The organism is Azoarcus olearius (assembly GCF_001682385.1).
Taxonomy (GTDB): domain Bacteria; phylum Pseudomonadota; class Gammaproteobacteria; order Burkholderiales; family Rhodocyclaceae; genus Azoarcus; species Azoarcus olearius.
The window spans coordinates 72264-98388 of sequence record NZ_CP016210.1 but is presented as its reverse complement, the minus strand read 5'-3'; the positions used below and the strand labels follow the sequence as shown (position 1 = coordinate 98388).

22 protein-coding genes are annotated in these 26125 nt (G+C 72.6%); 12 read left to right on the top strand and 10 right to left on the bottom strand.

Annotated elements, in window-relative coordinates; all coding sequences use genetic code 11:
- A complete protein-coding gene (locus tag dqs_RS00410; protein ID WP_011763808.1) occupies positions 1–1356 on the bottom strand; it encodes a sigma-54-dependent transcriptional regulator in 1356 nt (451 codons plus the stop codon).
- Between the two features lie 138 nt (positions 1357–1494).
- Here dqs_RS00410 and dqs_RS00405 point away from each other — a divergent pair, with 138 nt between their 5' ends.
- Positions 1495–1743 carry a hypothetical protein gene (locus dqs_RS00405; protein ID WP_011763807.1) on the top strand — a complete coding sequence of 83 codons (249 nt, stop codon included), beginning with the start codon at positions 1495–1497 and terminating at the stop codon, positions 1741–1743.
- A 3-nt stretch (positions 1744–1746) separates the two neighbouring features.
- On the opposite strand, the gene dqs_RS00400 is transcribed toward dqs_RS00405, so the two are convergent.
- Positions 1747–2127, bottom strand: coding sequence for a group III truncated hemoglobin (locus dqs_RS00400; protein ID WP_065339349.1), 381 nt, complete (start codon positions 2125–2127; stop codon positions 1747–1749).
- A gap of 96 nt (positions 2128–2223) precedes the next feature.
- Here dqs_RS00400 and dqs_RS00395 point away from each other — a divergent pair, with 96 nt between their 5' ends.
- Positions 2224–2976, top strand: a complete 753-nt coding sequence (locus dqs_RS00395; RefSeq protein ID WP_011763805.1) for a 2'-5' RNA ligase family protein — start codon at positions 2224–2226, stop codon at positions 2974–2976.
- 7 nt (positions 2977–2983) lie between these two features.
- On the opposite strand, the gene dqs_RS00390 is transcribed toward dqs_RS00395, so the two are convergent.
- A complete protein-coding gene (locus dqs_RS00390; RefSeq protein ID WP_084018121.1) occupies positions 2984–3598 on the bottom strand; it encodes a 3'-5' exonuclease in 615 nt (204 codons plus the stop codon).
- Positions 3599–3738: 140 nt separating this feature from the next.
- Between dqs_RS00390 and dqs_RS00385 the strand changes: the two genes are divergently transcribed.
- From dqs_RS00385 to dqs_RS00375, 3 genes are all read left to right on the top strand, one after another.
- Positions 3739–4857, top strand: coding sequence for an enoyl-CoA hydratase/isomerase family protein (locus dqs_RS00385; protein WP_065339348.1), 1119 nt, complete (start codon positions 3739–3741; stop codon positions 4855–4857).
- Positions 4854–5390 carry a DUF2946 family protein gene (locus dqs_RS00380; protein WP_065339347.1) on the top strand — a complete coding sequence of 179 codons (537 nt, stop codon included), beginning with the start codon at positions 4854–4856 and terminating at the stop codon, positions 5388–5390. The genes dqs_RS00385 and dqs_RS00380 overlap by 4 nt, the downstream gene beginning before the upstream one ends.
- A gap of 101 nt (positions 5391–5491) precedes the next feature.
- A complete protein-coding gene (locus dqs_RS00375; protein ID WP_011763801.1) occupies positions 5492–6595 on the top strand; it encodes an AI-2E family transporter in 1104 nt (367 codons plus the stop codon).
- A 10-nt stretch (positions 6596–6605) separates the two neighbouring features.
- Here dqs_RS00375 and dqs_RS00370 read toward each other — a convergent pair whose 3' ends face one another.
- Together dqs_RS00370 and dqs_RS00365 are read right to left on the bottom strand one after the other, a co-directional pair.
- Positions 6606–7052 (bottom strand): hypothetical protein, encoded by a 447-nt coding sequence (locus dqs_RS00370; protein WP_011763800.1) that lies wholly within the window; start codon positions 7050–7052, stop codon positions 6606–6608.
- Positions 7053–7068: 16 nt separating this feature from the next.
- Positions 7069–8418 (bottom strand): (Fe-S)-binding protein, encoded by a 1350-nt coding sequence (locus dqs_RS00365; RefSeq protein WP_065339346.1) that lies wholly within the window; start codon positions 8416–8418, stop codon positions 7069–7071.
- Positions 8419–8701: 283 nt separating this feature from the next.
- Between dqs_RS00365 and dqs_RS00360 the strand changes: the two genes are divergently transcribed.
- Genes dqs_RS00360 through dqs_RS00350 form a run of 3 tightly spaced genes read left to right on the top strand, consistent with a single transcriptional unit; the run spans position 8702 to position 15700 of the window.
- On the top strand, positions 8702–10396 hold the full coding sequence (locus dqs_RS00360) for a DUF2138 family protein (protein WP_065339345.1): 1695 nt from the start codon (positions 8702–8704) through the stop codon (positions 10394–10396).
- A complete protein-coding gene (locus dqs_RS00355; protein WP_065339344.1) occupies positions 10393–11076 on the top strand; it encodes a DUF1175 domain-containing protein in 684 nt (227 codons plus the stop codon). The genes dqs_RS00360 and dqs_RS00355 overlap by 4 nt, the downstream gene beginning before the upstream one ends.
- Before the next feature lie 10 nt (positions 11077–11086).
- Positions 11087–15700, top strand: coding sequence for an MG2 domain-containing protein (locus dqs_RS00350; RefSeq protein ID WP_065339343.1), 4614 nt, complete (start codon positions 11087–11089; stop codon positions 15698–15700).
- Between the two features lie 90 nt (positions 15701–15790).
- Here dqs_RS00350 and dqs_RS00345 read toward each other — a convergent pair whose 3' ends face one another.
- Genes dqs_RS00345 through dqs_RS00330 form a run of 4 tightly spaced genes read right to left on the bottom strand, consistent with a single transcriptional unit; the run spans position 15791 to position 19899 of the window.
- Positions 15791–16972 carry a hypothetical protein gene (locus tag dqs_RS00345; protein WP_065339342.1) on the bottom strand — a complete coding sequence of 394 codons (1182 nt, stop codon included), beginning with the start codon at positions 16970–16972 and terminating at the stop codon, positions 15791–15793.
- Positions 16969–17778: an outer membrane lipoprotein-sorting protein gene (locus tag dqs_RS00340; RefSeq protein ID WP_065339341.1), complete on the bottom strand. Its 810-nt coding sequence runs from the start codon at positions 17776–17778 to the stop codon at positions 16969–16971. The genes dqs_RS00345 and dqs_RS00340 overlap by 4 nt, the downstream gene beginning before the upstream one ends.
- Positions 17771–19168: an ABC transporter permease gene (locus dqs_RS00335; RefSeq protein ID WP_065339340.1), complete on the bottom strand. Its 1398-nt coding sequence runs from the start codon at positions 19166–19168 to the stop codon at positions 17771–17773. The genes dqs_RS00340 and dqs_RS00335 overlap by 8 nt, the downstream gene beginning before the upstream one ends.
- The gene (locus dqs_RS00330; RefSeq protein ID WP_065339339.1) at positions 19165–19899 is read right to left on the bottom strand and encodes an ABC transporter ATP-binding protein; all 735 of its coding nucleotides are present in this window, start codon (positions 19897–19899) and stop codon (positions 19165–19167) included. Before dqs_RS00330 ends, dqs_RS00335 begins: the two co-directional genes overlap by 4 nt.
- A 186-nt stretch (positions 19900–20085) precedes the next feature.
- Between dqs_RS00330 and dqs_RS00325 the strand changes: the two genes are divergently transcribed.
- Both dqs_RS00325 and dqs_RS00320 read left to right on the top strand, forming a co-directional pair.
- On the top strand, positions 20086–20856 hold the full coding sequence (locus tag dqs_RS00325; protein WP_011763791.1) for a response regulator: 771 nt from the start codon (positions 20086–20088) through the stop codon (positions 20854–20856).
- On the top strand, positions 20853–22166 hold the full coding sequence (locus dqs_RS00320) for an ATP-binding protein (RefSeq protein WP_065339338.1): 1314 nt from the start codon (positions 20853–20855) through the stop codon (positions 22164–22166). The genes dqs_RS00325 and dqs_RS00320 overlap by 4 nt, the downstream gene beginning before the upstream one ends.
- A 21-nt stretch (positions 22167–22187) precedes the next feature.
- Here dqs_RS00320 and dqs_RS00315 read toward each other — a convergent pair whose 3' ends face one another.
- Positions 22188–24074, bottom strand: a complete 1887-nt coding sequence (locus dqs_RS00315) for an alpha/beta fold hydrolase (protein WP_065339337.1) — start codon at positions 24072–24074, stop codon at positions 22188–22190.
- A gap of 243 nt (positions 24075–24317) precedes the next feature.
- Here dqs_RS00315 and dqs_RS00310 point away from each other — a divergent pair, with 243 nt between their 5' ends.
- Both dqs_RS00310 and dqs_RS00305 read left to right on the top strand, forming a co-directional pair.
- Entirely contained in the window at positions 24318–24872 is a 555-nt protein-coding gene (locus tag dqs_RS00310; protein WP_041642139.1) for a mechanosensitive ion channel family protein, read from the top strand.
- A gap of 105 nt (positions 24873–24977) precedes the next feature.
- Positions 24978–26090, top strand: coding sequence for an extracellular catalytic domain type 2 short-chain-length polyhydroxyalkanoate depolymerase (locus tag dqs_RS00305; protein WP_065339336.1), 1113 nt, complete (start codon positions 24978–24980; stop codon positions 26088–26090).
- The last annotated feature ends 35 nt before the right edge of the window (positions 26091–26125 follow it).

The following is a 26125-nucleotide window of genomic DNA, read 5'->3' as shown; positions in this document are numbered from 1 at the left end:
TCATACCGACCACTCCGCGCACTTGCGTTCCAACGTTTTGCGCGACACGCCGAGCAGTTCCGCGGCGCGCGTCTTGTTGCCGCCGCACTGGTCGAGCACCGCGAGGATGTGGCGCTTCTCCACCTCTTCGAGCAGCAGCGGCGCGGCGGAGGCGGGCGGCGGCGGTGCCACCGCGCCGGCCAGGCTGGCGAGCGGAAAATCGCCGAACAGCAGTGAACGTTCGACGAAATTGCGCAGTTCGCGCACATTGCCCGGCCAGGGGTGCGCCATCAGCCGCGCCGACACCTCGGGCGAGATCAGCAGCGGCGGCAGGCCGAGCTGCATCGCCAGCTGCTGCATGAAGGCCGCCGCCAGCGCCGGTACGTCCTCCGCGCGCTCGCGCAGCGGCGGCACCGTCAGCGTGATCACTTCGAGGCGGTAGAACAGGTCCTCACGGAAGCGGCACGCCGCCACCTCGGCACGCAGGTCGCGGTTGGTGGCGGCGAGCACGCGCACATCCACCGGCACTTCCTGTTCGGTGCCCACCGGGCGCACCTTGCGTTCTTCCAGCACGCGCAGCAGGCGGGATTGCAGGGCCAGCGGCAACTCGCCGATCTCGTCCAGGAACAGGGTGCCGCCGTGGGCGTAGTGGAACAGGCCGTTGCGCGCCTCGCGCGCGCCGGTGAAGGCACCCTTCACGTGGCCGAAGAGTTCGGACTCGATCAGCTCGGCCGAGATCGCCGCGCAATTGACCGCGACGAAAGGTTGTTCGGCGCGCGGCGAGAGCTGATGCAGCGCGCGCGCCACCACTTCCTTGCCGACCCCGGATTCGCCCTGGATCAGCACGGTGGAGGGCGTCGGCGCGATGCGGTGCAGGATCTGGCGCAACTGGCCGATCGCCGGCGAGGCGCCGATCATGCCGTCGCTCGCGCTGCCGCTGCCGGCTACCTGGCGGCGCAGCAGGAAGTTCTCGCGCGCGAGGCGGGCGCGTTCGGTGGAGCGGTGGATGGAGTTGAGGATCTGGTCGATGCGGAAGGGCTTCAGGATGAAGTCCGCGGCGCCGGCGCGCAGCGCGTCGATCGCGGTCTGCATGTCGGCGAACGCGGTGATCAGGATCACTTCGCCGGCAAAGCCCGCCGCGGTGAGATCCTGCAGCCATTCGATGCCGGCCTTGCCGGGCAGCGCGATGTCCAGGATCACCAGGTCGAAGCGCGTGGCAGCGAGTTTTTCGGCGCCTTCTTCGGCGGATTCGGCGGTGTCCACCACGAAGCCGCGCAAGGCCAGCGCACGGCTGAGGAAGTTGCGCATGCCCTGTTCGTCATCGACCACCAGGACGGACTGCTGGGGCGCGCTGGCGGGAGCGGATTCCGGGTTCATGCGAAGGGCGGGTTGGCGGCGGGAGCGGCATTGTCGCACCGCAACATGAACGAGACCAGCGCCCGGGCGCCGGGGCGATTCGCTAGACTGCAGCCCCTGTGCGGCGCACCGCCGCCGCTTCGAACGAGCCCGTCCGCCATGCCCAGAGCCACCCCCACGCTGCGCCAGCGCAAGATCTTCGCCCTCACCCGCATCCTCGGCGGTCTCGTCGCCGCGCTTTATCTCGGCTACGTGGTCGTCGCCAACCTCGCCGCCGGCGCGCCCTTCGACCGCACGCTGATGTTCACCGCGGCGGTGGCGGCCGCCGGCTTCGGCTACGCGGCCTGGTATCTGCGCGACCTGCAGGCAGTGGCGCGCGAGGAGCGCGCGGCCGCGAACAAGGAGTGAGCCTCAGCCCGCGAGCGGCCGGCCCGGCGGATCGAGCGGGAACAGCCCGGCGCGAAAGCTCTCGGCCATGAACTCGGCACGGCCGATCGCGGCGCGGGCGGCCTCTTCCGGCAGCGTCTCGCGCGCCGCCTCGCGGAACAGTTCCAGCCACTGGCCGAAGTGCTCGCGCTTGATCGGCAGGTTCATGTGCACCGGAAAGGCATGGCCCTTGTAGCGCTGCGTGTGCAGCAGGCTGTTGGACCAGAAGTCGACGATGACGCCGAGGTGGTGGTCCCAGTCGCTGACGGCGGCGTTGAACACCGGCCCCAGCGAGGGATGCTGGCGCGCGCGGCTGTAGAAGGTGTGCACCAGGTTGCGGATGTGCTGCTCGGTCAGTTCGGTCATGACGGTCTCCCGGATTCGATCGCCCCATATTAACCGCGTCACGCCAAGGGGAATCGACCGTGCATCGCGGGCGGATGCCGCCGTTAAGATGCCGGCATGATCGAGAGCGCTCCCCCCTCCCCGCGCCCCGGCTCGCTGGCCGCCGTGCGCGCGCAGTTCGTCGCCGCCGGCCGCACGCTGCGCAATGTCCGCCGCGATTTCGCCGAGTGGCACGGCGGACGCCCGCGCTACGCGTTGTGGGCGATTCCCCTTGACCTGCCCGCGGTGGCGGCGCGGGTGGCGGCGGCCGATGCCCACCTCGCCGGTCTGCTGCTGACCGGCTACCGCCGCCAGCCCCACGTCACGCTCGCGCTCTGCGGTTTTCCGCAACGCCAGCCACGGCGCCGCGACGACTACGGCCCGGCCGCGCTGGCGGCGCAACTCGGCAGCCTGCGCAGCGCGCCGCCGGGCCCGTTCGAGATCGAGATCGGGGGGTTGGCCACCTTCGGTTCCGCGCCCTTTCTGACGGTGCACGACAGCGGTGGCGGCCTGGCCATGGTGCGCGCGCGGCTGGCGGCGGCCGACCTGAACCGCCCCGACGGTCCGTACACGCCGCACGTCACCGTCGGCCTGTACGCCGGCGCGTGGCCCGCCGCCGAGGTGCTGTGCCGGATCGACGGCTTCGTCGCACCGCCGCCGCTGCGGCTGCGCGTCGACCGCATCGCGCTGCTGACCTACGACACCCGCGACATCGCCGGGCCGCTGCTGCAGGCGGCCGAGTTCGACCTGCGCGACGGCGCGCTGCTGCCCGGCGGGGCGGCAGCGGCGGGCTTCGACGAGGCCTTCTTCGCGCCGGCCGAGATCGACTGAGCCCGGCTCAGGCGGCTGCGCGGTGGCGGGCGATGCAGCCGTCGAGCGCGCCCCGGGCGGTCTTCTGGATCTTCATCAGCAGCGCGTGGTCCAGCGCCGCCAGCGCATAGCGCTCGCACAGCGTGTCGGCGATGCGGGCGAACAGCTGCGCGGTTGCCTCGGCGTCGGCGAGCGCGCGGTGGAAGCGCCCGCTGGCCGGCAAGCCGAGGGTGCGCACCAGGGTGCCGAGCTTGTGGTTGGGAGAGTCCGGAAAGACGCGGCGCGACAGCAGCAGCGAGCACACGAAATCGGCTTCGCGCCGACGCCCCAGGCGGTCCAGCTCGGCGTCCCAGAACTTGCGGTCGAACGCGGCGTTGTGCGCAACCAGCGCGTGGCTGCCGACGAAATCGGCCGCTTGCGCCATCACCTGCGCCAGCGGCGGCGCCGCGCGCACCATCGCGTTGGTGATGCCGGTCAGCGCCTGGATTTCGTAGGGCACGTGCACGCCGGCGTTCATCAGGCTCTGGTAGCGGTCGATCACGCAGCCGTTGCGCACCAGCACCACGGCGATCTCGGTCGGGCGGGCGCCATGCTCGGGGGCCATGCCGGTGGTTTCGAAGTCGATGACGGCGTAGGTGTCCAAGTGATCTTCCGCGGCGACGAGGGTGAGGGAAATCCAGCGCAGGGCGCGAACGATAGCGCGTCGCCGAAGCCCGTGGTGCACCGCGGGCCGGCTCTGGGCCACAATTCCGGCTCCCCGACACGATTCCACGGAGACACGTGATGACCGCCGCCGTCCTGCTGCGCGAGATTCCCACTGCCTGCGGCCGCCGCTTCGGCCATGCCACGCTCAATGCCGAGCGCGCGTTGAACGCGCTGTCGCTGGAGATGATCGACCTGCTTGCGCCGCAGCTGGACGCCTGGGCGGCCGATCCCGATATCGTCGGCGTGGTGCTCGACGGCAGCGGCGACAAGGCCTTCTGCGCCGGAGGTGACGTCGCCGCCTTGTACCGCGCGCTGCGTGCTCACGATGGCGATGCGCCGCCGCAGGCGGTCACCGACTTCTTCGAGCGCGAATACCGCCTCGATTACCGCATCCACACCTACCCCAAGCCGCTGCTGTGCTGGGGCCACGGCATCGTGATGGGCGGCGGCATCGGCCTGCTCGCCGGGGCCTCGCACCGGGTGGCGACGCTGCAGACGCGGATGGCGATGCCTGAGATCACGATCGGCCTGTATCCGGACGTCGGCGGCTCGTGGTTCCTGCCGCGCATGCCCGGGCGCGCGGGGCTGTTCCTCGCGCTCACCGGCGCGCCGCTCAACGCCGCCGACGCGCGCTTTGCCGGGCTGGCGGATTTCGTCCTCGACCACGGCGCCCGCGGCGGCGTGCTGGCCGCGCTCGGTGCCACCCGCTGGGCGGGCGACGCCGCCGCCGACCGCCTGCGGCTGGACCATCTGCTGGGCGAATTCAGCGCGCGCGAGAGCATGCCGGCCGCGCCGCTGCGCACCCACCTCGACCGCATCGAGGCCGTCGTCGGGCGCGGCAGCCTGGCCGAGATCGCGGTGCGACTGCACGCGCTCGCCGCCGACCCCGACCCCTGGCTGGCGGCCGCGGCGGGCAGCTTCGTGCGCGGCGCGCCGAGTTCGGCGGCGCTGTCGCTCGAACTGTGGCGGCGTGCCCGCCACCTGTCGCTGGCCGAGGTGTTCCGGCTGGAATACATCGTCTCGGTGGCCGCCACCGGGCGCGCCGATTTCGTCGAAGGCGTGCGCGCGCTGCTGATCGACAAGGACCGCAAGCCGCGCTGGCAGCCCGCCGACGTGGGCGCGGTCGACGCTGCCTTTATCGCCGACAACTTCCGCCCCCGCTTCGACGGCGCGCACCCGCTGGCGGACCTGGCATGAGCACCGACGGAACCGCCTGTTCGCCCCGGCCCTGGCCGCAGGTGCCGGCCTGCTACGGCTGGCTGTCGCTCGACCGCCGCGGGCGCTGGCGCCTGCAGGGAGAGCCGGTGACGCACCGCGGCCTGCTCGCCTTCCTCAACCAGCATTACGCCAGCGAAGAGGACGGCGCGTGGTTCGTGCAGAACGGCCCGCAGCGCGTGTTCGTGCGGCTGGACTACACGCCGTTCGTGCTGCGGATGGGCGCGGATGGCGGACTCCTGACCCATACCGAGGTCGCGGCCGGGCCGGCGAGCGCGGTGCATGTCGATGACGAGGGCAGCGTGCTGATCGCCACCGCAGCCGGCATCGGCCTGCTCGACGACCGCGAGCTGCCCGCCTTCGTCGATGAGTGCCGCGGCGCGGACGGCGCTGCGGCCGAGATCGAAGCGGTGCTTGCCTGCGCCGGGGTGAGCTGGCGCGGCCTGCCGCTGCAGCCGATCGGGCGTGCCGAGGTGGCGGCGCGCTACGGCTTTCGCGCCGATCCGCAGCCCTGAGCCGGCGTGTGCGGCGCGGCGGCCACGGCTGCCATCGTCGCGACGCCGCAACGCGGTATAGTCCGGCGGTCCGTCACGCCCGGCCCGCCTCCGTCCCGTCCATGCCGTCCATCTTTCCCGCCCATCTCGTCGCCCGCTGGCTGCTGTTCCTGCTGCTGCTCGCAGGGGTGTATTTCCTCAGCGGTTTCATCGTGCCGGTGCTGGCCGCGCTGATCATCGGCTTTGCCAGCTGGCCGCTGTACGAGCGCCTGCTGCGGCGCTGCGGCGGGCGCAGCGCGGTGGCCGCCAGCCTCGCGCTGATGACCGTGATCCTGGTGCTGGTGGTGCCGCTGTCGCTCGCCGGCTCGTACGCGATGCGCGAAGCCGACACGCTGATCGAATGGCTGCTGGCGGCCAACCGCAACGGCATGGCGCCACCGCGCTGGGTGGAGGCGCTACCGCTGGTCGGCGGCCGGCTGGCGGCGCTGTGGCAGGAATACCTCGGCGCGCCGCAGGCCCTCGGCGAGTGGGTGCAGATCCTCAGCGGGCAGCACCTCGGCAACATCTACCGCATCCTGCTCGCGGCCACCGGCGATCTGCTGCACGCGGTGCTGACGCTGCTGTTCATGCTGATCACGCTGTTCTTCATCTACAAGGACGGTGACCGCATCGCGGCCCAGCTCGACCGCGTCGGCGAGCAGGTGCTGCCGGCGCGCTGGCAGCGCTTCTCGCGCGTGGTGCCGGCCACCGTCAGCGCCACCGTTACCGGCATGGGCCTGATCGCAATTGGCGAGGGCGTGGTGCTGGGGCTGGCCTACTGGATCGCCGGCGTACCGTCGCCGGTGCTGCTGGGGGTGGCGACCGCCTTCATGGCGTTGATCCCCGGCGGCGCGCCGCTCGCATTCACGCTGGTGTCGCTCTACCTGGTGGGCTCGGGCGACCCGATGGCGGGCCTCGCACTGTTCACCTGGGGCACCTGCGAACTCTTCATCGTGGACAAGACCCTGCGCCCGCGGCTGGTGGGCGGGCCGGTCAAGCTACCCTTCCTGCCGACCTTCTTCGGCCTGGTCGGCGGGGTCAAGACGATGGGGCTGGTGGGGCTCTTCGTCGGCCCGGTGCTGATGGCGCTGCTGGTGGCGATCTGGCGCGAGTGGCTGCATCACACCGAGGAAGAGGCCGCCGCCGCCGTCGGCATCGAGGACGGACGCCCCGCCAGCGACGCCTGAGCGCGCCGCCTTACAGCGAGAACTCGAACAACTGCGGCATCTGGCGGCGGTAGCGGCGCAGCTCGATGACCGTGGCCGGCACCAGGGTGCCGATCGCGTACCACAGGCGGTCGCGTTCGTCCGCGGTGCGCGCCTTCAGCACCGCGCGCAGTGCTTCCCACGCCAGCCAGTCGATGCGGCCGAGGCGGGCAGTGACCGCGTCGGGCAGGTCGCGCGCGCTATCCACCATCACGTTGAGGCATTGCAGGGCCTTCTTGCGCGCGGCGCGCGATTCGAAGAAGGCGGCCTGGTCCCAGCCGGAGGTGCACAGCGAGATCGCCACCCCGGCGTCGTGCAGGTTGCCGAGCAGGCCGGCGCACCACAGCGCGCGGCCGATGTCGGCGGCCGGTACCGCGGCCGTGGCGGGATGGATAGGAAGGGCGCCGGCGGCGCGGAAGGCATCGGACGAATCGGACATGGGCGGGATCTCCGGATCAGGCGAGGGCGGCCTGCAGCAGCAGGGCCACGTGCCGGGGTTGGCGCGCCACGCCTTCGCGGATCTGGTGGCGACAGGAAAAGCCGTTGGCGAGCACCGGCGCGTCGGGCGCCGCGCGCAGCGCCGGCAGCAGGTCGAGTTCGGCCATCCGGCGCGAGATTTCGGCGTGCTCGGCCTCGAGGCCGAAATGCCCGGCCATGCCGCAGCAGCTGGCCTCGACGAATTCGAAGTCGAATTCGGGGATCAGGCGCAGCACCTTGCGCAGCGACTTCATCGCACCCACCGCCTTCTGGTGGCAGTGCCCATGCACCAGGGTCTTGCCGCCGGCGAGGGGCTTGAGCTTGAGCTGGAGGCGCTTGCGGTCGTGCTCGCGGGCGATGAATTCCTCGAACAGGTAGACCTGCTTCGCGAGCGCCTCGGCTTCGGCGCCAAGGCCGAGCTTGAGGTGGTCGTCGCGCAGCGACAGGATGCAGGACGGTTCCAGTCCCACCACCGGCCAGCCCTTTTCCAGCGCCGGCCGCAGCGCCGCCTGCATCCGGCGCGCCTCGGCGCGGGCCGCGTCGACCTGGCCGAGCGACAGCCAAGTGCGGCCGCAGCACAGTGGGCGCTGCTCGCCGTCGGCGGCGGCCGGCGCCAGTACCTCGACCTGGTAGCCGGCGGCGTCGAGCACCGCGTGGGCGGCGGCGGCGATTTCGGGTTCGAAGTGGCGTGCGAAGGTGTCGATGAAGAGGATCACGCGGCGGTCATCGGCCGTGTCCGCCGGGGCGGTGGCGCGTGCCGCGGGGGCCGCGTAGGGCTGGGCAGCGGGTTCCGGCAGCGCCCGCCCGGCGGCGATGCCCAGCCAGCGTTCGCCCAGCCGCGCGAGCCAGGGGCTGCGGTTGCGCCAGCGCACCAAGCTGGCGAGCCAGCGCCGTTCGCCGAGCAGACGCGGCAGGCTGGCGAACAGGCGGTCGCGCGGGCTGACTCCGAGCGCGGCGTTGCGCTGGGCGAGCACCTCGATCTTGATCGCCGCCATGTCCACCTGGTTGGCGCACTCGCGCTTGCAGCCCTTGCAGCCGACGCACAGTTCCAGCGCATCACGGATGCGCGGGTCGGCAAACGGGTTGTCGCCGAATTCGCCGTTCAGGGCGTCCTTCAGCACCTTCACCCGCTCACCGGGCGAGTGCGCTGCCTCGTCGGTGGCGCGAAAGCTCGGGCACATCACGCCCTTCGGCTTCTTCAGGCAGCTGCGGTCGCTGATGCACACCGCCACCGCCTTGGCGAAGTCGCCCCCGGTCGCGGGAATGCCGGCATAGGCATCGCCCTGCCCGGCGGTTTCGTAGGACGACCAGTCGAGTTGATGTTTCATGTGCGCGCGTCGAATGCGGTCCGGCTCGGGCGCCGGGGGCGGAACAGGCAAGGCGGTAAACCGCAGGGATACGAAGCAAGCGCAGTGCCATTCATAGGAATCAAAGGCTTGATCGGCTGGCGCCGGGCGGATTGGAGCAAAGCCGACAGCCCACTGCGGGTTTTGGCGTCGGATGTGCGCCCAGCCCTGCCGCGTCGCGCAGCCCTGGGGCATAATCGCGCGGCCTATCCGCTTCGCATTACGCCGGCGGTCGATCCAACCCTGTCCAGACGGTGTCCGCTCCATGACTTCCGCATCCCGCTCGCCGCGGCGCAAGCTGCTGTTCGGCGTAATCGTCCTCGCGCTGGTCGTCGGCGCCGTCGCGCTGTTCTGGTTCAAGCGCTTCGACGGCCACGTCAATGCGCTCGCGCTCGACCTCGCCCGTCCGGACGCGCTGATCCGCACCCGCAGCCTCGCCCGTCTGCCGGCCGACCTGCTGCGGGTGCCGCTGGCGCGCGACGTGCTGACCGAGGACTTCGTCGATTACTACGAGCGCCACGAGCAGCGCCTGGCGCTGTCCGGCACGCTGCGCCGCATCGCCTTCGAACACCGCCTGAGCCTGCCCGAGCGGGTGCTCGAATCGGTGTTCGACGAACCTGCCGAGGTGGCGCTGTGGCGCGGCGCTGACGGCTCGCTCAAGCATTTCGCGGTGGCGATGACGCGCAACGGCCTTGCCCGTGCGCTGCAGATGGCGCTGCCGGTGTTGCCTGACACCCAGCTCGAAAGCGCCGGCACGCTGCGCGGCGGCAAGGCCCGCCTGCTGGTGCTGCAGTACGGCTACGGCCGCCAGCTGCTGCTCGCGGTGGAAGGCGATCGCGTGGTCGCGCTGTCCGACCCCGGCATGCTGCTGGTGGCCGACGACGGCGACGAGCACGCCGGCGAGGAGGGTGCCGAACCGGTGCAGGATGCGCGCGCGGCGGCGCTGGTGGCGCGCCTGCTCGAGTCCGATGCCGAGCGCGATTCGCCTTTCGGCGCGCACTTCGCCCTCGCCCCGGCGGGCGCGGACGAAGGCCATCAGCTCGTGGTGTCGTCCGCTTTCTACACCTTCGGCTATGGCGCCTTCGCGCCCGGCGTCGAGGCCTTGTCGTTCGCCTTCGACGACAAGGGCGGCTGGCGCACCGCGGCGCTGATCGACGGCGCCCGTCTGCCCGCCGGTGGGCTCGATGGCGCGGGGCTGTGGCCCGCGCTGCCCCACGGCCCCAGCCTGTGCGCGCTGCTGCCGGCCGACTGGGGTGCGCTGGCGCCGCTCGCGGCCCGCATCGGCGCGGGTGCGGGGGGTGAAAGCGCCCGCGCCGGCGTCGGCGAACTCGCGCGCGAACTGTTCGGCGGCCCGGCTGCGGTGTGTTGGTATGGCGAATCGCGCCACTACACGCCCTTGTTCGCCACCACGCTGCGGCGCGATGTCGATGAGGCCTGGGCCAAGGAGCTGGCGGCGCTGTTCGATAGCGCGATCGGCAAGGGCGAACCGGCCCAGCGCGCGCCGGTGGAAGCCGGCCAGCGCGGCAGCGCGCGGCTGTGGCGGCGGACCGTGGAGACGCCTTATGGCGTGCGCCGCGGCGAGGACGAACCGGCGCTGGCGCCGACGCTCGCGGTGAGCGGCCGCACGCTGGTGTTCTCGCCCGACGCCGCGCTGGTGGACAAAGCGCTCGATGTCGGCGCCAAGCTCTATCCCGCGGTGGGCGACAGCCTGCCGGATGGCGCGCGCACGCTTGCGCTGCTGGAACCGGCGGCGCTGGCGAAGCTGGTGCGCAAGGAAGTGTTCGCGGCGCTGCCGCGTGACGAGGAAGCGGTGCTGCGCAACGCCGCCGACGCCAACCTGCTGCCGCGCCTGGAGGCGCTGGCCAAGTATCCGCCGCTGCGCCTGGTGCGCGCCGAAGGGGCGCTGGAAGGGCGTGGCTGGCACGCGCTGCAGTGGGAAAGCGCGGGGAACCGTCCGTGAGCGTCCGTCTCGCGGCACGCCGGCGCGCACTCGGCGCGGGGCTGCTGCTGCTCGGCGCCGCCACTCCGCTGCGCGCGCTGATGCCGGTGGCACCGGGGCGCGCTGCCGAGCCGGTGGCGCAGCTGGATGCCGAACAGAGCCGCGCGCTGCGTGCCTGGGTGGTGCGGATCGCCGAGGCGCAGATCCGGCGCGGCCCGACCCCGCGCTGGACCCATCGCGACTGCGCCGGGCTGGTGCGCTTCGCGGTGGCCGAGGCGCTGGCCGAGCACGACGCACGCTGGCGCCAGGCGATGGGCATTTCCGGTCGCCTGCCGCCTGATACCGTGCCCGCGGCCGTGCGCGCCGAACTGCGCCACCGCTGGAAGCGGCCCGACGGCAGCACTGGCGCCTACGTGAATGCGATCGGCCTCGTGCAGGAAAACAGCCGCCCGGTCGGGCGCGACCTGCGCCTTGCCCGCCCGGCCGATCTGCTGTTCTTCGACCAGGGCGACGCCCAGCACCTGATGCTGTGGACCGGCTACCGCATCGTCTATCACAACGGCGCCGAGCCCCGCCCCGGCGACGACGGCCTGCGCGCGGTAACGCCGCGCGAACTGCTGCAATGGACCGACACGCGCTGGCGGCCCGACGCTACCAACCCGAATTTCGCCGGCGTGCACACGCTGGCCTTCCTTGCCTGATCCACGCGCCATGACGACCCTACTCCGCCCGTCCCTCCCGCGTCTGCTTTCCGCCGCGCTGCTCGCGCTTGCCTGCACGGTGGCGCCGCCGCCGGCCGCGGCGCAGTCCGAGCTCGGGCTGTCGAGCGGCTACGTGCCGTTCGAGAGCATGCCCTTCTTCATCCTCGCCGACCGCCAGTTCGGCAGCGGCGACGAGGCCCTGCTGCGGGTCGAGGTGCCGGCGCGCGACGGCGGCCGCCAGATGCTGGAAGCCTACGGCGGCGTCGACGTGGTGCTGTACCGGGTGCCGAAGCCGCTCGATTTCCTGAAGGCGCAGAAGAACCTGCACCGCGTCGACGTGCGCGCGCGGCCGCGCGACGAAGGCCTGCCCAACACCCTGTCCTACCTGTGGGACAACGCCTGGAAGAAGTCGCGCTTCGCATGGCGCGACCTGTTCGATCCGCGCACCCGCAGCACCGTCACCGCCGCGGCCCCGGCGCTGCAGAGCCGGCGCGCTTTGCTGGAGCCAACCGAGTTCCGCGCGCCGCAGCGCTTCAAGGCGCTGGAGGGCTATGAGCTGGTCGACCGCTTCCGCTATCCGGTGTGGCAGGCGCAGCCGATCAAGCCGCCCGAGGTGAAGCTGCAGGGGTCGAGCAGCGACTTCATCCCCGCGAGCGAGGGCAACATCCATGTGCCGCTCGGCAAGCTCAAGCCCGGCCTGTACCTGGTGGAAGCGATCATCGGCACCCATCGCGCGCTGACGCTGCTGTTCGTCTCAGACACCGTCGCGGTGACCAAGATCGCCGCCGGCGCGCTGACCGTGTGGACCGCCAACCGCAACGACGGCCGCCCGGTGGCCGACAGCCGGCTGCTGTGGACCGACGGCGTCGGCACGCTGAAGTCCGCCACCACCGCCGCCGACGGCCTCGCGACGCTCGCCCACGCCAGCCCGGAACGCACCTACCTGCTCGGCGAGGATGCCGCCGGCGGGGTGTTCGTGTCGGAAAACTTCTACTACGACAGCGAGATCCACGACACCAAGCTGTACGCGGTGACCGACCGGCCGCTGTACCGCCCGGGCGACCTGGTGCGGATCAAGTTCCTCGGCCGCGACTTCCAGTCCGCCAGCCGTTCGCGCCCGGCGCGCGCCGGCGAGCTGCGCATCGAGGTGCATGACCCCAACGGCACCCCGGTGCTCACCACCAGCGCGCCGCTGGTGCCCGACAGCGGCGCCGACACCGCCTTCCGCCTGCCCGACAACGCGGTCGCCGGCGGTTACGACATCCGCATCGGCTACGAGGACAAGCAGTACGGTGCCGCCTTCCGCGTCGCCGAATACGTCAAGCCGCACTTCGAGATCGAGCTGCTGGCCGACCAGAAGAGCTACAAGACCGGCGAGCCGGTAAGCGGCAAGGTCCGCCTTGCCTATCCCGACGGCAAGCCGGTGAAGAACGCCGCCGTGGAACTCACGCTGCGCGCGCAGACCCTCACCATGGTGCAGGGCGAGCTGCGCTACAGCGGCCTGTTCCCGGTGCAGTTGTCCACCGCCAGCCTCACCACCGACGGCAGCGGCGAGGCGAAATTCACGCTGCCGGCGGCGAAGGAGCCGTCGCGCCTGATCCTCACCCTGCTCGCCACCGACGGCGCCGCCTACCGCGTGCGCAGCTCGCGCGAACTGCTGGTGGAGCGCGCCGCGGCGAGCTGGAAGCTGGCGAGCACCCGCAGCTTCACGATGGCGGGCGACAAGCCGGCCTTCCGCCTCGAAGCCGAGGGCGAGAACGCCGCGGCGCCGGTCAAGTGGGAGATCGTGCGGCTGGAGGATCAATCCCGCAGCGGCGGCGATTTCGACCCGGCGCAGCGCGAGTGGAAGCCGGCGCTCGACCGCCCCGGCTCCTATTCGCTGATGCTGCGCGACGCCGCCGGCAATATCGTCGCCGCCACCGCGCACTGGGTGGGCGGCGCCACCGACAAGGACAGCCTCAAGGTCGCGCCCGGCTCGATCGAGATGGTCACCGACAAGGTCAGCTACCAGCCGGGCGACACCGCCGAGGTGCTGATCTCCTTCCCCGAGCCGGTGGATGAAGCGCTGCTGACCCTGGAGCGCGACGGCGTGGACGCCACCGCGCTGCTGAGCCGCCCCGGAAGCTGGCTGCGCACCGAGCGCCTCGCCCCCAACCAGTGGCGCGCGCGCATCCCGGTCAGCGAGGCGCATGCGCCCAACATCACCTTCTCTGCGGTGTATGTGAAGCACGGCGACTACGTGTTCCAGAACGCCGGCCTGGTGGTGGAGCCGCCGCGCATCGCGCTGGACATCCGCAGCGACCATGAAACCGTGCAGCCCGGCGACACCGTGACGGTGGACATCCAGGCCATGCTGCGCGGCAAGCCGGCGCCGGCGCTGCTCACGGTCTCGGTGGTGGACGAGATGGTCTATGCGCTTCAGCCGGAGATTGCGCCCAGCCTGCCGGAATTCCTCCAGCACATCCGTCGCAACAACGTGCGCACCAGCGCCAGCCTCAACTTCATCGCCTATGACGAGGCCGCCGACTGGTCCGCCGCCGCGTCGCGCCAGCCGCCCGCGCGCCACCAGTACAACGAGCGCGGCGTGAAGGTGCTGGAACGCCCGCGCCGCGACGACACCGACACCGCCGCCTGGCTGCCGGCGCTGAAGACCGACGCCCAGGGCCGCGCGCGCTTCTCCTTCCGCATGCCGGACGCGCTGTCGCGCTGGCGCATCACGGTGCGCGCGGTCGGACTGGACGCCGCCGACGGCGTGCCCGGCCAGCGTACCGCCTACGTCCGTTCCGACAAGCCGCTGTATGCCAAATGGACTTCGCCCGACTGGCTGCGTGAAGGCGACAAGCCGCAGGCGGCGCTGGCGGTGTTCAACAACGCGGCCGAGGACCGCAAGGCCGAGGTGGTGCTGACGCTGGCCGGCAAGGAGGTCAAACAGGAGGCCAGCCTGCACCGCGGCGTGAATTACCTGCAGTTCGCGCTGCCGGACTTCAAGGGCCGCGAAACCGCCCGCGTCGAAGTGAAGGAGGGCGGCAAGACGGTGGACGCGCTGGAGACGCCGCTCGACGCGCGCGGCGCGAAGTGGCGCGGTCCGCGCGAACAGATCCTTGCGCTGCACGGCGACGCGCCGGCCGCCTTCACGCTGCCGGCCGATGCGCGCGACCTGCGCCTGCGCCTGGTGGCGGGCGGCGGCGAGCACTTCCTGCGCATCGCGGACGACCTCATCGACTACCCCTGGGGCTGCACCGAGCAGACCGCCAGCCGGCTGATTCCGCTGGCGCTGGTGACGCCGCTGCTCGCGCCCGACCGCCGCGCCGAAGGCGAGGGCGGCCGCCTGTGGCAGACGCTCTACAGCCAGCGCCTGCGCCTGGCCGCGCTTGCCGGCCCGCAGGCGGTGTTCGGCTGGTGGGGCGACGGCACCGAGAACAGCGCGCTGATGACGGCCTACGCCTACTACGCCGACTGGTACGCCGCGCGCACGCTCGGCATCACGCTGCCCGCGGCGCACTGGGAACGCGTGCTGACCGCCTACCGCAACCACGCCAACCACGAGCCGCTGCTGCACCGCGCGCTGGCGCTATGGTTTGCGCAGGAGATCGGGCTGCCGGTGCGTACCCAGAGCGAAGGCCTGCTGCAGGCGCTGGCCGAGGCCAAGGCGCCGGAGGACGGCCGCACCGGCGGCGAGAGCTGGAGCCCCTTCCTTGCCGCGCCCGACAGCGCGCTCGGCATCGCCCACGCCCGCGTGCTCGCCGCGGTGGTCGCGCAGCGTGCGCAGGCGCCGCTGCCGGCAGGCTTCGACGCCACGGTCGCCGAGGCCCAAGCCCAGCTTGCCGCCAGCAACCGGCCGGCGGCGCGCGCGCTGCTGCTGCTCGCCGGCAAGGAGGCCAGGACCGCCGCGGCCGACATCCTCGCGAGTGCCGGCAGCGCCGCGCCGACGCTGGACCGCGCGCTGACGCTGGTGTGGACGCGCAAGGCGCTGGGCGAGATCGCGCCCGGGGCCTCCGCCGCGCATCCGGCGGGCGCGTGGCAGGCCGCGCGCGCCGCGTTCGGTCTGGCCGAATGGCGCTGGCCTTCGTCCAGCCCGCTGCCCAACGGCCTGCAGGTCGAAGGCGGTCGCGGCGGCGAGGCGCTGACCGCGGTGCTGCGCTACGAGGCCGAGGAGGGCGCCGGTCCCGGCACGCTGCCGGTTACCGTGGAGCGCCGCCTGTACCGGCTCGAACGCACGGACAAGGGCTATACCCGCACGCCGGTGAAGCCGGCCGACGGCCTCTCGGTGCAGTCGCTCTACCTCGACGAGATCGTGCTGAAGTCCGACGCCGGCTACCGCCGCGGCCTGCTCGAGGCCGCGCTGCCGCCGGGCGCCGCGGTGGAGCGCGGCACCTGGGGCATCGCGCTGGCCGACGACGGCCCCCAGCCGGTGGCGCTGGAGCGCGCCCGGGCCGAGGAACGCAGCGGCAGCTATGGCGTGCCGGTGGACCGGCTGGAAGGCACGGTCACCATCCGCCACCTGCTGCGCGTTGCCCAACCTGGCCGCTTCGTGCTGCCGCCCGCGCGCTACTACCGCATGTACCAGCCGGAGGAGAAGGCGCTGGCGGACAAGGGCGAGAGCGGGGTGTGGGTGGTGAAGTAAGCGCCGGCGCGGGCGGCGGTCCGCGTCTGGTCAGCGGCGTGAGCAGGCTGCGCTTCGCCTACCGCACGCCGGCGGAGGGGCGGCGCGGCGCTAGAACGCATGCAGCCACGCCAGATTGAGGCTGTGGCGCGGCGTGGGCGTGGCGGGGTCGGTGGTGCCGTCGCTGCCGGCCCAGCGCAGGCGGAGGTCGTCGCGGTCGCCGGCCGCCCAGCCGAGTTCGATCTGCCAGCGCCGCGCGCGGCTGTCGAGTGTGCGGCGCACGAAGGCGGACACATCCACGCCGGCGAGGCCGAAGGCGTCGTCCCACGCCAGGCGGGCGAACAGCGCGCGCTGGCGGGCGCCGCCATCGTGCTGGTGCTCCAGCGTCAGCACCGCGCCTGGCGGCGTGGTCCAGGCCAGGCCGATGGCGCTGTCGTCGGCCTGGCGTAGCGGCGCGCCCGGCGCGGCCGCGCGGCGGCCGCGCGAGAATTCCGCATGCAGCACCCAGGCGTCGCCGAGCAGGCGGGTGAGGTTGGCACCGACCTGCGGCGCGTCGCCGGCGCGGGTGTAGGCGAGCAGGTCCAGGCTGGTGCGTTCGTCCACCGTCGGCGCCAGCTTGAGCAGCGCGGCGCGCTCGCGGTTGGTGCGCGACCAGCCGGGGGCGGTCAGGCTGCTTTCGGGGCCGTCGGCCAGCGCCGGGATCAGCGCGAGCTGGGCCGAGCCGGCGGCGCCGACCCACTGCTGGCGCAGCATCACGGTGCCGAGCCGGTTTTCGCGCTGGGCTCGCGGGTCGAGGCTGCCCTGCTCGATGTCGGCACCGCGCTTGAGGTAGTCGGTGGGGTTGTAGCCGCTGCCGACGCCGTTGCGCCAGTTGATGCGGCCGAAATCCACATACCAGCCCGGCGCTGCCGCGAGGCTGGCATAGGCTTCGCGCAGGGCATTGCGGTTGCGCGCGGCGTCGCCGCCGATGCGGCGCTCGTAGCGGTCGGAGAGCGCCAGCCGCAGGCCCGCCCCTGTTCGCCATTCGCCACGGAAATCGAGCACGACGCTGCTGTAGCCCTGCGATCCGCCCCCGGCGCGATCCTGCTGCTCGCGGGCGAGTTCCAGCCGCAGGCCGGGGCCGCTGCCGTGCCAGGGGGGAGGCGCGGTGGCGGTGTCGTCGGCGGGGGTCTCCGGCTGCAGCGCGAGGGGGTCGAAGGCCGCCGCCGCGGGCGCGCCGGCGGCGCCGAGCAGCAGCGGCAACGCCGCCCCCAGCACGCGCAGCATGCGCGCGGGCCGCGCGGCGGCGCTCATTCGCCGCTGAAGCGCGGCAGGTAGTCGCGCTGCAGCCAGGCCTCGGGTACCTCGCGCGCGGTGTGGCGGGAGAGCTGCATCAGCGTCACCCAGTCGGGATCGAGGCCGTCGATGATCACCGTCTCGGTCGGCCGTAACACCCCCAGCACCTCGCGGTACTTGCGGAAGTAGGCGGTCTTCAGCAGGCGGCCTTCGGCGCTGTGGTAGCGCGCCATCAGCGGATGGTGGCTGCCGGGTTCGATCCAGTAGTCGGCGAGCGGATAGGGCACGTCGTCGCGCAGCGCGGTGAGGCGCAGGCGGGCGGCCTCGCGCGGCTGGCCCTCGCCGTCGCGCAGGCTTTCGCGGCCGAGCAGCTCGGCGCGGTAGTCGCGTGCGAGATTGGTGCTCATCACGTCGCCGTTGCTGGCCTGGCCGAGCAGGCGCTGTTGCGGCGAGATGCGCACGCTGGCGCCGCTGGCGGGGTCGTGGAACCAGAGGTCCAGCCCGCGCCGCAGCATCAGCTTGCCGGCATCGCGCGCCGGGGCGACGAAGCGCACCAGGTTGTTGTACTGGCCGCTGTCGGGCGCCGGGCGCGAATACACCGTGAGCACCGAGCTGCCGGTCTGCTTGCCGTGGCGGAATTCGGTCAGCGCGATCTGCACCGAGAAGCTGCCGGGCAGGTTGCGCACGCGGTCGCTGCCGGCGAGTAGCGCGAGCGCCTCGTCGTCGGCGCGCACCCAACCCGGCAGCGCGGCGCCGGCGGCGAGGCAGCAGGCTGCGAGCAGCAGGCGGCGGCGCCCGCCGCGGGGGAAGGGGACGTCACGCATGGCGCAGGGCCTCCACGATTTCGAGACGGGCGGCGCGGCGGGCCGGCCACCACGACGAGATGCAGGCGATCAGGGTCATCGCCAGCACGGTGCCGAGGCACAGCCGCGCGCTGCCCTGCACGTCGATGGTGATCGGCACCGGGGTGATGTTGCCGGGCGGCGTCCAGCTGAAGCCGGCGTGGTTGATCAGCCCGCCCGCCAGCACGACCGCCAGCGCCACCCCCAGCACCGCGCCGAAGGCGCCGACCAGCCCGCCTTCCAGCACGAACATGCGGCGGATGCGCGCCCGCGGCAGGCCGATCGCGCGCAGCGAGCCGATTTCGCCGGTGCGTTCGCTGACCGCCATGTTCACCGTGTTGGCGACCGCGAACAGCGTCACCACCGCCATCAGCAGCGAGACGAAGCCGAACAGCGTGCGGAACATGCGGACGACCTGGTTGTAGCTCGGCGACACCTCGGCAAAGGTCCGTACCTCCAGCGTGTCGCCGGCGTAGTCGTGCACCAGCGCCGCGACCCGCGCCCGCGCCTCGTCCAGGCGGGCGCTGTCTTCCAGCTGCAGCACCAGCGCCGAGGCGCCGGCCGCGCCGGTGCCGAACACCAGCCGCTGCGCCAGCGCCAGCGGCAGGCCGACGTGCACCATGTCGAGTTCGCGCACGCCCTGGCGCTCGGCGCGTGTCGCTGTCATGCGCACGATGTTGGGCGCGCCGCTGGCACCGGCGGCGAGCAGATCCACCACCACCGCGCCGGCGGCGGGTGCGGCGGGCCCCGCTTCGCGCGCTTGCCGGCTGAGGGCGGCGAGGTCGGCGTCGATCGCGGCGGCGGCCGCCGGCACCGCTGCCGGTGCGCGCACGCAATCGGCAATGGCCAGCGCGTCGCACAGGTCGAGCAACTGGGCGAGGCCGACGCCGATCACGCCGTCGTCCGGGCGGTCGGCGCGCAGCGCGGTCGGCAGCGGCGGCGTGCCCAGCCGCAGGCCGTCCCACGCCAGCATGCGGGCGCGATCGTCCGCCACCCAGCCGGCGGCGCTGAAGGTGCTGGAGCTGGCGCTGGCGAAGTGGCCGGCGACGCCCTGCACCTGCAGCGTCGGCGTCACCACGTGCAGCAGCGGCGCCAGTTGCGGATCGGCGCGCAGGCGCCCGGCGAGCGGGGCGTAGTCGCGCAGGGCGTGGCGGGCGGGGTTGGCGCGGCCGAATTCGAGGTAGCCGCGGCTCATGACCTGCAGGTGGCCCACCTGACGCACGGTGAGCGTTTCCAGCCCCTTGATGGTGGCGGCGACGTAGCCGCCGAGCATCACGACGGCCATTGCCGCGACCGCGATGGTGGCGAGCGTGATCGCGCTGCGGCGGCGGTTGCGCAGCACGTTGCGCCAGGCGAGGAAGAGCGTGCTCATGCCGCCACCTCCGCCCCGGTTTCCAGCCGGGCGACGCGGCCGTCGACCAGGGTCACGCGCAGGTCGGCGGCATCGAGCACCGCCGCGTCGTGGGAGGAGAACACCACGCTGGTGCCGGTTTCGCGCTGCAGCCGGCGCAGCAGCGCGATGATGCCGGCGCCGGTGGCGCGGTCGAGGTTGGCGGTGGGCTCGTCGGCCAGCAGCAGACGGGGCGAATTGGCCAGCGCGCGGGCAATCGCTACCCGCTGGCGCTGGCCGCCGGAGAGTTCCGCCGGGCGGTGGCGCGCCTTGTCGGCCAGGCCGACCGCGCCGAGCAGATCCAGCGCGCGGGCGCGGCGCGCGGCGGCGGACAGCGTGCCGAGGCGCAGCGGGTATTCGACGTTCTCCAGCGCGGTCAGCACCGGCAGCAGGTTGAAGCTCTGGAACACGAAGCCGATGTGGCGCGCGCGGAAGGCCGACAGCGCGTCGTCGTCGAGGCGGGCGAGGTCGCGGCCGTCGACGTGGAGGGTGCCGGCGTCGGCGCGGTCGAGCGCGCCGAGCAGGTGCAGCAGGGTGCTCTTGCCGCTGCCCGACGGGCCGGTGATGACGGTGAAGCGGGCGGGCGGGATGTCGAGATCGACGCCGTCGAGGGCGAGGACCGCGGTGTTGTCCAGGCGATAGCGCTTGCGGATGCCGCGCAACACGGCGACCGGCTCGGTGCGCACGGCGGCCGCGGGGGGGGCGGTGTTCATGACGGGTGCTCCGGCAGGGCGGGCGCCGGCTGGCTCCCGCGATGGCGCTATTGGGCGCCCGCAGGTGTCGCCGCGATGTGTCCGCCCGGCCGCGGTTTTGTATCGCGCGCTGGCCGCGCGTTGCGCCGATACACGCCGGCGAGGCGCGGATACACGGCGACACATCCATGACGGCACAATACGGCCATGAACCGCCCCGACCACGTCCTCATCGTCGACGACGACCCCGATATCCGCGACCTGCTCGCCGACTACCTCGGCAAGCAGGCGCTGCAGGTATCCGCCGCGGCCGACGGCCGCCAGATGCGCGCCGCGCTGCTGGCGGGGCCGGTCGATGTGGTGGTGCTGGACCTGATGCTGCCGGGCGAGGACGGCATGGCGCTGTTCCGCTGGCTGCGTGAGACCCCGGCCCATGCGCAGATTCCGGTGGTGATGCTGACCGCGCGCGCCGACGACGTCGATCGCATCATCGGGCTGGAGATGGGCGCCGACGACTATCTCGGCAAGCCCTTCGTCGCACGCGAACTGCTGGCGCGCGTGCGCGCGGTGCTGCGCCGCGCGCGCATGCTGCCCCCGGGCACGGTGCGCACCGAAGTGGCGCGCTACCTTGCCTTTGGCGACTGGCTGCTCGACACCGTCGAACGCCACCTGGTCGCGCGCGGCGGCACGGTCACCTTGCTGCAGGCGGCCGAATACACCCTGCTGCGCTTCCTGCTCGACCATCCGCAGTGCGTGGTGAACCGCGACCAGCTGCTGGTCGGCCTGGCCGGGCGCGAGGCCGACGTGTTCGACCGCTCCATCGATCTGCGCGTCAGCCGCCTGCGCAAGCGCCTGGGCGACGATGCGCGCGAGCCGGCCTACATCAAGACGGTGCGCAACGAGGGCTACGTGCTGTGCAAGACGGTCGCCGCGCACGTGACGCGCCCCCCCGGCTTTGGCGACGGAGATGGCGCGTGAAGTCGCTTGCCGGGCGGGTGTTCCTGATCCTGGTGGTGGCCACGGTGCTGATCCAGGTGCTGAGCTTCGGCGGCGCGCTGGCGGTGAGCGCGCGCGATTCGCGGCGCCAGATGTTCGAGTTCATGGGCGCCGACATCGCCTTCCTGCACCGCCTGCTCGGGCGCATGCCGCCCGCCGAGCGCGAGACGTGGATACCGGCGCTCGACCGCGGCTTCTACCAGCCCGCGCTGGAACCGGCCGGACGGACCCACCCCCCGGCCGATACGCCGCATCTGCGCGAATCGATGGTGCCGATGCGGCGCCTGCTCGGTCCCGCGATCGATGTGCGCGCGGTGATGCTCGCGCCGCCGGTGCCGGGCGAAGACGGCATCCCCGCGCTGGCGGTGGCGCTGGACGAGGCCCACACCCTGCTGGTGCGCTTTCCCACCCGCAAGGCGCCGCTCGCGCCGCCGCCGCTGGGCGTGATCGCCGCCTATGTGGCGGCCGTCAGCCTGGCGGTGATGCTGGCGGCGTGGGGCGCGGTGCGGCTGGCGACGCGGCCGCTGCGCCGGCTGGCCGACGCCGCGCGGGCGCTCGGCCGCAACCTCGACGCGCCGGCGCTGCCCGAGCGCGGCGCGAGCGAGCTGGTCGAAGCCAGCCGCGCCTTCAACGCGATGCAGGCCGCGCTGCAGAAGAACCTGGCCGAACGCACCCAGATCCTCGCGGCGATTTCCCACGACCTCAAGACCCCGCTCACCCGCCTGCGCCTGCGCGTCGGCGCCTTGCCCGCCGATGAGCAGGCGCGCGCGCGCATCGAGGCCGACATCGACGCGATGAGCCATCTCGTCGAGGAAGGGCTGGACTACGCCCGCAGCGCGCGCCCGAGCGAGGCGAGCACGCGGGTGGACCTGCAGGCGCTGGTGGAGTCGCTTGCCGAGCAGGCCGCCGACCTGGGCCAGGCGGTACGCATCGAGGGCCGCCTGGCGGCGCCGGTGCGCTGTGCCCCGCGCGCGTTGCAGCGCGCGCTGCAGAACCTGCTCGACAACGCGCTGAAGTACGGCGGCGGCGCCACCACGCTGCGGCTCGCGCATGAGGGCGACGGGGTCGAGATCCGCATCGAGGACGACGGCCCCGGGCTGCCGCCGGCGCTGCTGGAGCAGGTGTTCGAACCCTTCTTCCGCGCCGAGGATTCGCGCAGCCGCCAGACAGGCGGCACCGGCCTCGGCCTGGCGATTGCGCGCAACCTGCTGCGCGCGCAGGGCGGCGACATCCGGCTGGAGAACCGCGGCGGCGGCGGGCTGGCCGCCATCGTCAGCCTGCCCCAGGGCTGATGCGGCGCCACGCCGCCGCGCTCAGCGCCGCGGCTGCAGCACGATCGGCGCCATCGGGCCGCCCTGTCCCGGCACCACGGTATGGCGCGACCGATGGGTTTCGTAGCCGTCGGCCCGGATGGTGAGTTCGTAGTCGCCCGCGGCGAGGTCGAAGAAGGCGAAGTGCGCCCGCTCGGCACTGTCTTCGCCGCGCAGGTGAAGGGCGAGCGCGTCGTCCGCCGCGGTGTCGAGCGGCCGCAGCGTGCGCTGCACGCCCGCGCCGCGCAGGTCGACCTCACGGATGCGCACGGTGTCGAGCGGCCGCCGGTAGCTGCCGGCCGGGTTGCCCACCGCGTCGGCCTCGTCGCCCACGTAGCCGGCGAGTTCGCCGCGCGGCAGCAGGCGGAAGCGGGCGGTCGCGGCCGCGCCGTCGCCGATGTGCAGCGGCTGGCGCGCCGGTTCGGCGCGGTAACCCTGCACCAGCAGGCTGGCGGCGTAGTCGCCGGGCGGGAAGGGGCCGAGGCTGCGGCCGCTGTCGGTGGCGGCGAGCGGCACCGTGATCGGCGCCACGCGCGCGCCCTCGCCCAGCGGCTGCAGCACCAGCAGCGGCACCCCGGCGGGGAGCACGCCGTCCGCGGTGGTGAACGCAGCGCGCAGCTGTCCCCCGGAAGCGGTGTCGGCACGGGGGCCACCGGCGTGGCTGTCGAGCAGCGCCTGCACCTGGGCGAGCACCTGCGGCGAGGACAGGATGCCGACATGGTCCTCGTCGAAACCGTAGATCATCCGCGCTTCCGCCTGCGCCGCCTGGCGCAGCTGGCTGGCCAGGGTCACCGTGCCGTCGTGGTTGGGGCGCAGCAGGCTGTAGCCGCCGCGGTGGCCGAACAGCAGGTAGTAGTCCAGCCCTGCCGGCAGCGGGCGCGCGAACAGCGCCCGCATGAAGCTGCCGCCGGGGGCCATGTCGTGCCACGACGGCACCACCGCCGGGGCGTGCTTCACCCCCAGCGCGGCGGTGGGCTCGCCCGCCCACGGCGTCGAGATCGAGATGAACAGGCCCAGCCCGCGCACCTGGCTGCCGTGGTTGATCAGGAAGCTGCGCGCCACCAGCCCGCCCATGCTGTGGGCGACGATGTGCAGGCGCTCGAAGCGGTGGCGCAGCTGCAGGTTGAAGAGCTTCCAGTACAGCAGGTAGGCCATCGAATCGACCGCCGCACCCGAGGGGTACTGGAAGATCCAGGCCTGGTAGCGGCTGCGGTCGAGGTGCTCGTAGAAGTAGCGCCAGTCCTGCGCCGAACCGGCGGCGCCATGCACGAACAGCACCGGGATGCGCGCCGGGTCATAGGGTTCGAGGAAATACACGTTGCCGCCGCTGGCGCGGAAGAAGGCCATCGGCGCCCAGTAGCCGTCGACGCCGTTGGCGGCGGAGAAGGCGGGCGCATCCAGTTCTGCGAGGGCGCCGGCCTGGGTGCTGTGGCGGCTGTCCAACGGCGGCCAGCCTGCGGCGCGGCGGGCTGCGGCACCTGCCGCGGCGGCGTCGCCGAGGGCGAAATCGAGCAGCGCGATCACCCCGCTGCCGGAGGCCGCCACCGGCTTGCCGCCGCCATATTCGCCCGCCGGTTCGCCGGCGTCGAAGCGGCCGTTGCGGTTGGTGTCGCCGAAGGCGAACAGGCGGTAGTCGCCCGCCGGCACGATCAGCTCGAAGCCGCCGGCTTCGTGCAGCAGGGTGCGATGGGCGGGCGGCGCATCGCCGTCCTCTTCGCGATGAGCGGCCACGATCACCGGCCCGCTCCAGCCGGCCGGCGCGGCCACGCGCCCGACCAGCACGGTCGAGGTGTAGAAGGCCTGGGCCTCGTCGCCGAGGCGGATCAGCGTGCAGCCGGCCAGCGCCAGGCAGGCGCCGGCCAGGCCGAGCAGACGAAGCCAGCGCGGCATGCGGATGTCCTCGTTGTCGATACGCCGCGCGGTCTGGCGGCGCGGGTGGAATTAGCGCACCAGCGGCGATGTCGATGCAAGAGGGGTATGCCGTCCGACATGCACCGGGGCCGCGGGGCGGCGCCCCAGGGTCCGGCGGCGGCGGGACTGCGGTGGCGCCGGGCCACCGTGCCGCCGCCCGTCATGACACCGCCTTACAATCACGGCCTTGCGGCGTTCCCGCCGGCTTTTCGTGAGTGCGTCATGAAGCAACTGCTGCCCGCCTGGGCCGACCCCTGGCTGGACCTGATCCACCTCGGCCTGCAGATCGCGCTGATCCTGTTCGGCGCGGCGCTGCTGCGGATGGTGCTGCGGCGGCTGCTGCGGCGGCTGGGTGAGCATTACAACCTGCCGCCCGAACTGGTGATCGGCGCGCGGCGGACGATCAGCTTCGTCATCTACAGCGGTGCGCTGCTGCTGGTGCTGGACCGCTTCGGGGTGTCGGGCACGGTGCTGTGGACCGCCTTCACCGGTTTTGCCGCAGTCGCCGCGGTGGCCTTCTTCGCGGCCTGGAGCGTGCTCTCCAACATCTTCTGCACGCTGCTGATCTTCACCACGCGGCCGTTCCGCCTCTACGACCACATCGAACTGCTGGAGAACGGCGAAAAGCCGGGGCTGAAGGGCCAGGTGGTGGACATCAACCTGATCTACACCACGCTGCAGGAAAGCGCCGGCGAGCACGGCGACACGGTGCTGCAGGTGCCCAACAGCCTGTTCTTCCAGCGCTGCCTGCGGCGCTGGCGCGGCAATCCCGGCTGAGGCGGGCGGCCGCGGCCCGCCACGGGCGATTTTCTCCGCTGCGCTGGCTATGCTTATGACAATGCGTTTCGCATTTTGCGCATTGCATCCGGGCAGGAGGAGACCATGAAGAAGACCGTCCGCATCATCGCCGGCGCCGCCCTCGCGGCGGCGTTCCAGGCCACCGCCGCGCCGCCGCTGCCGGCGTTCAACATCGACATCGCCGAAACCTCGATCTCGGGCATTTCGTCCGGTGCGTTCATGGCGGTGCAGTTCCAGGTCGCGCACTCGTCCATCATCAAGGGCGCGGGGATCATCGCCGGCGGGCCGTATTACTGCGCACGCGACGACTTCTTCCGTGCCACCACCACGTGCTCCTGCACCGGCGAGCCCTTCCTGGACTGCAAGGTGACCGATGCCAGCGCCGAGGTGCCGGCACTGGTGGAAGCCACGCGGCGCTTCCACGCCGAGCGGCGCATCGACGACCCGGCCAACCTTGCGCGCCAGCGCGTGGTGACGGTGGTGGGCACCGCCGACGGGCTGGTGCCGCCGACCATCACCGCGCAGCTGCATGCCTACTATGCCGCCAGCGGCATGCCGTGGAGCAGCGTGTCGCCGGTCGTGGTCGACGGCGCCGGCCATACGCTGCCCACGCTGGATTTCGGCCGCGACTGCGGCCTGACCGAGACGCCCTACATCGGCCGATGCCGCTTCGACAGCGCAAAGGCAATCCTCGACTGGATCTACGGCCAGGGCGTGCCGTTGCCGCCCGCGCCGGTGCGCGCGCCGCGTCGCCCCACAGGGCGCTTCGTGGAGTTCGACCAACGCCCTTATCTGCCGGCCGACGCGCCCTCGCCCTTCACCTGGGGCAACGGGCTGGACAACAGCGGCTGGCTGTACGTGCCGGCGGCGTGCGCGCGCGGCGAGCGCTGCCGGCTGCATATCGCGCTGCACGGCTGCAAGCAGGGCCAGAACTTCCTGCCGCTGCGCCCGCCACCGGGCGGCGGGCTGTACTACGGCACCACCTTCGTGAAGAACGCCGGCTACCACCGCTGGGCGGACGACAACCGGCTGGTGGTCCTGTATCCGCAGGCGGTGTCGATCCCCGGCAGGAACCCCAACGGCTGCTGGGACTGGTGGGGCTACACCGGCGCACATTACGCCGACCGCGACGGCGTGCAGATCCGCACGATCCGCGCGATGGTGGACCGGCTGGCGAGCGGCCGGCGCGACAACTGACGCGATTGGCTTGCCAGCGGGCGCAGGCTGCCGAC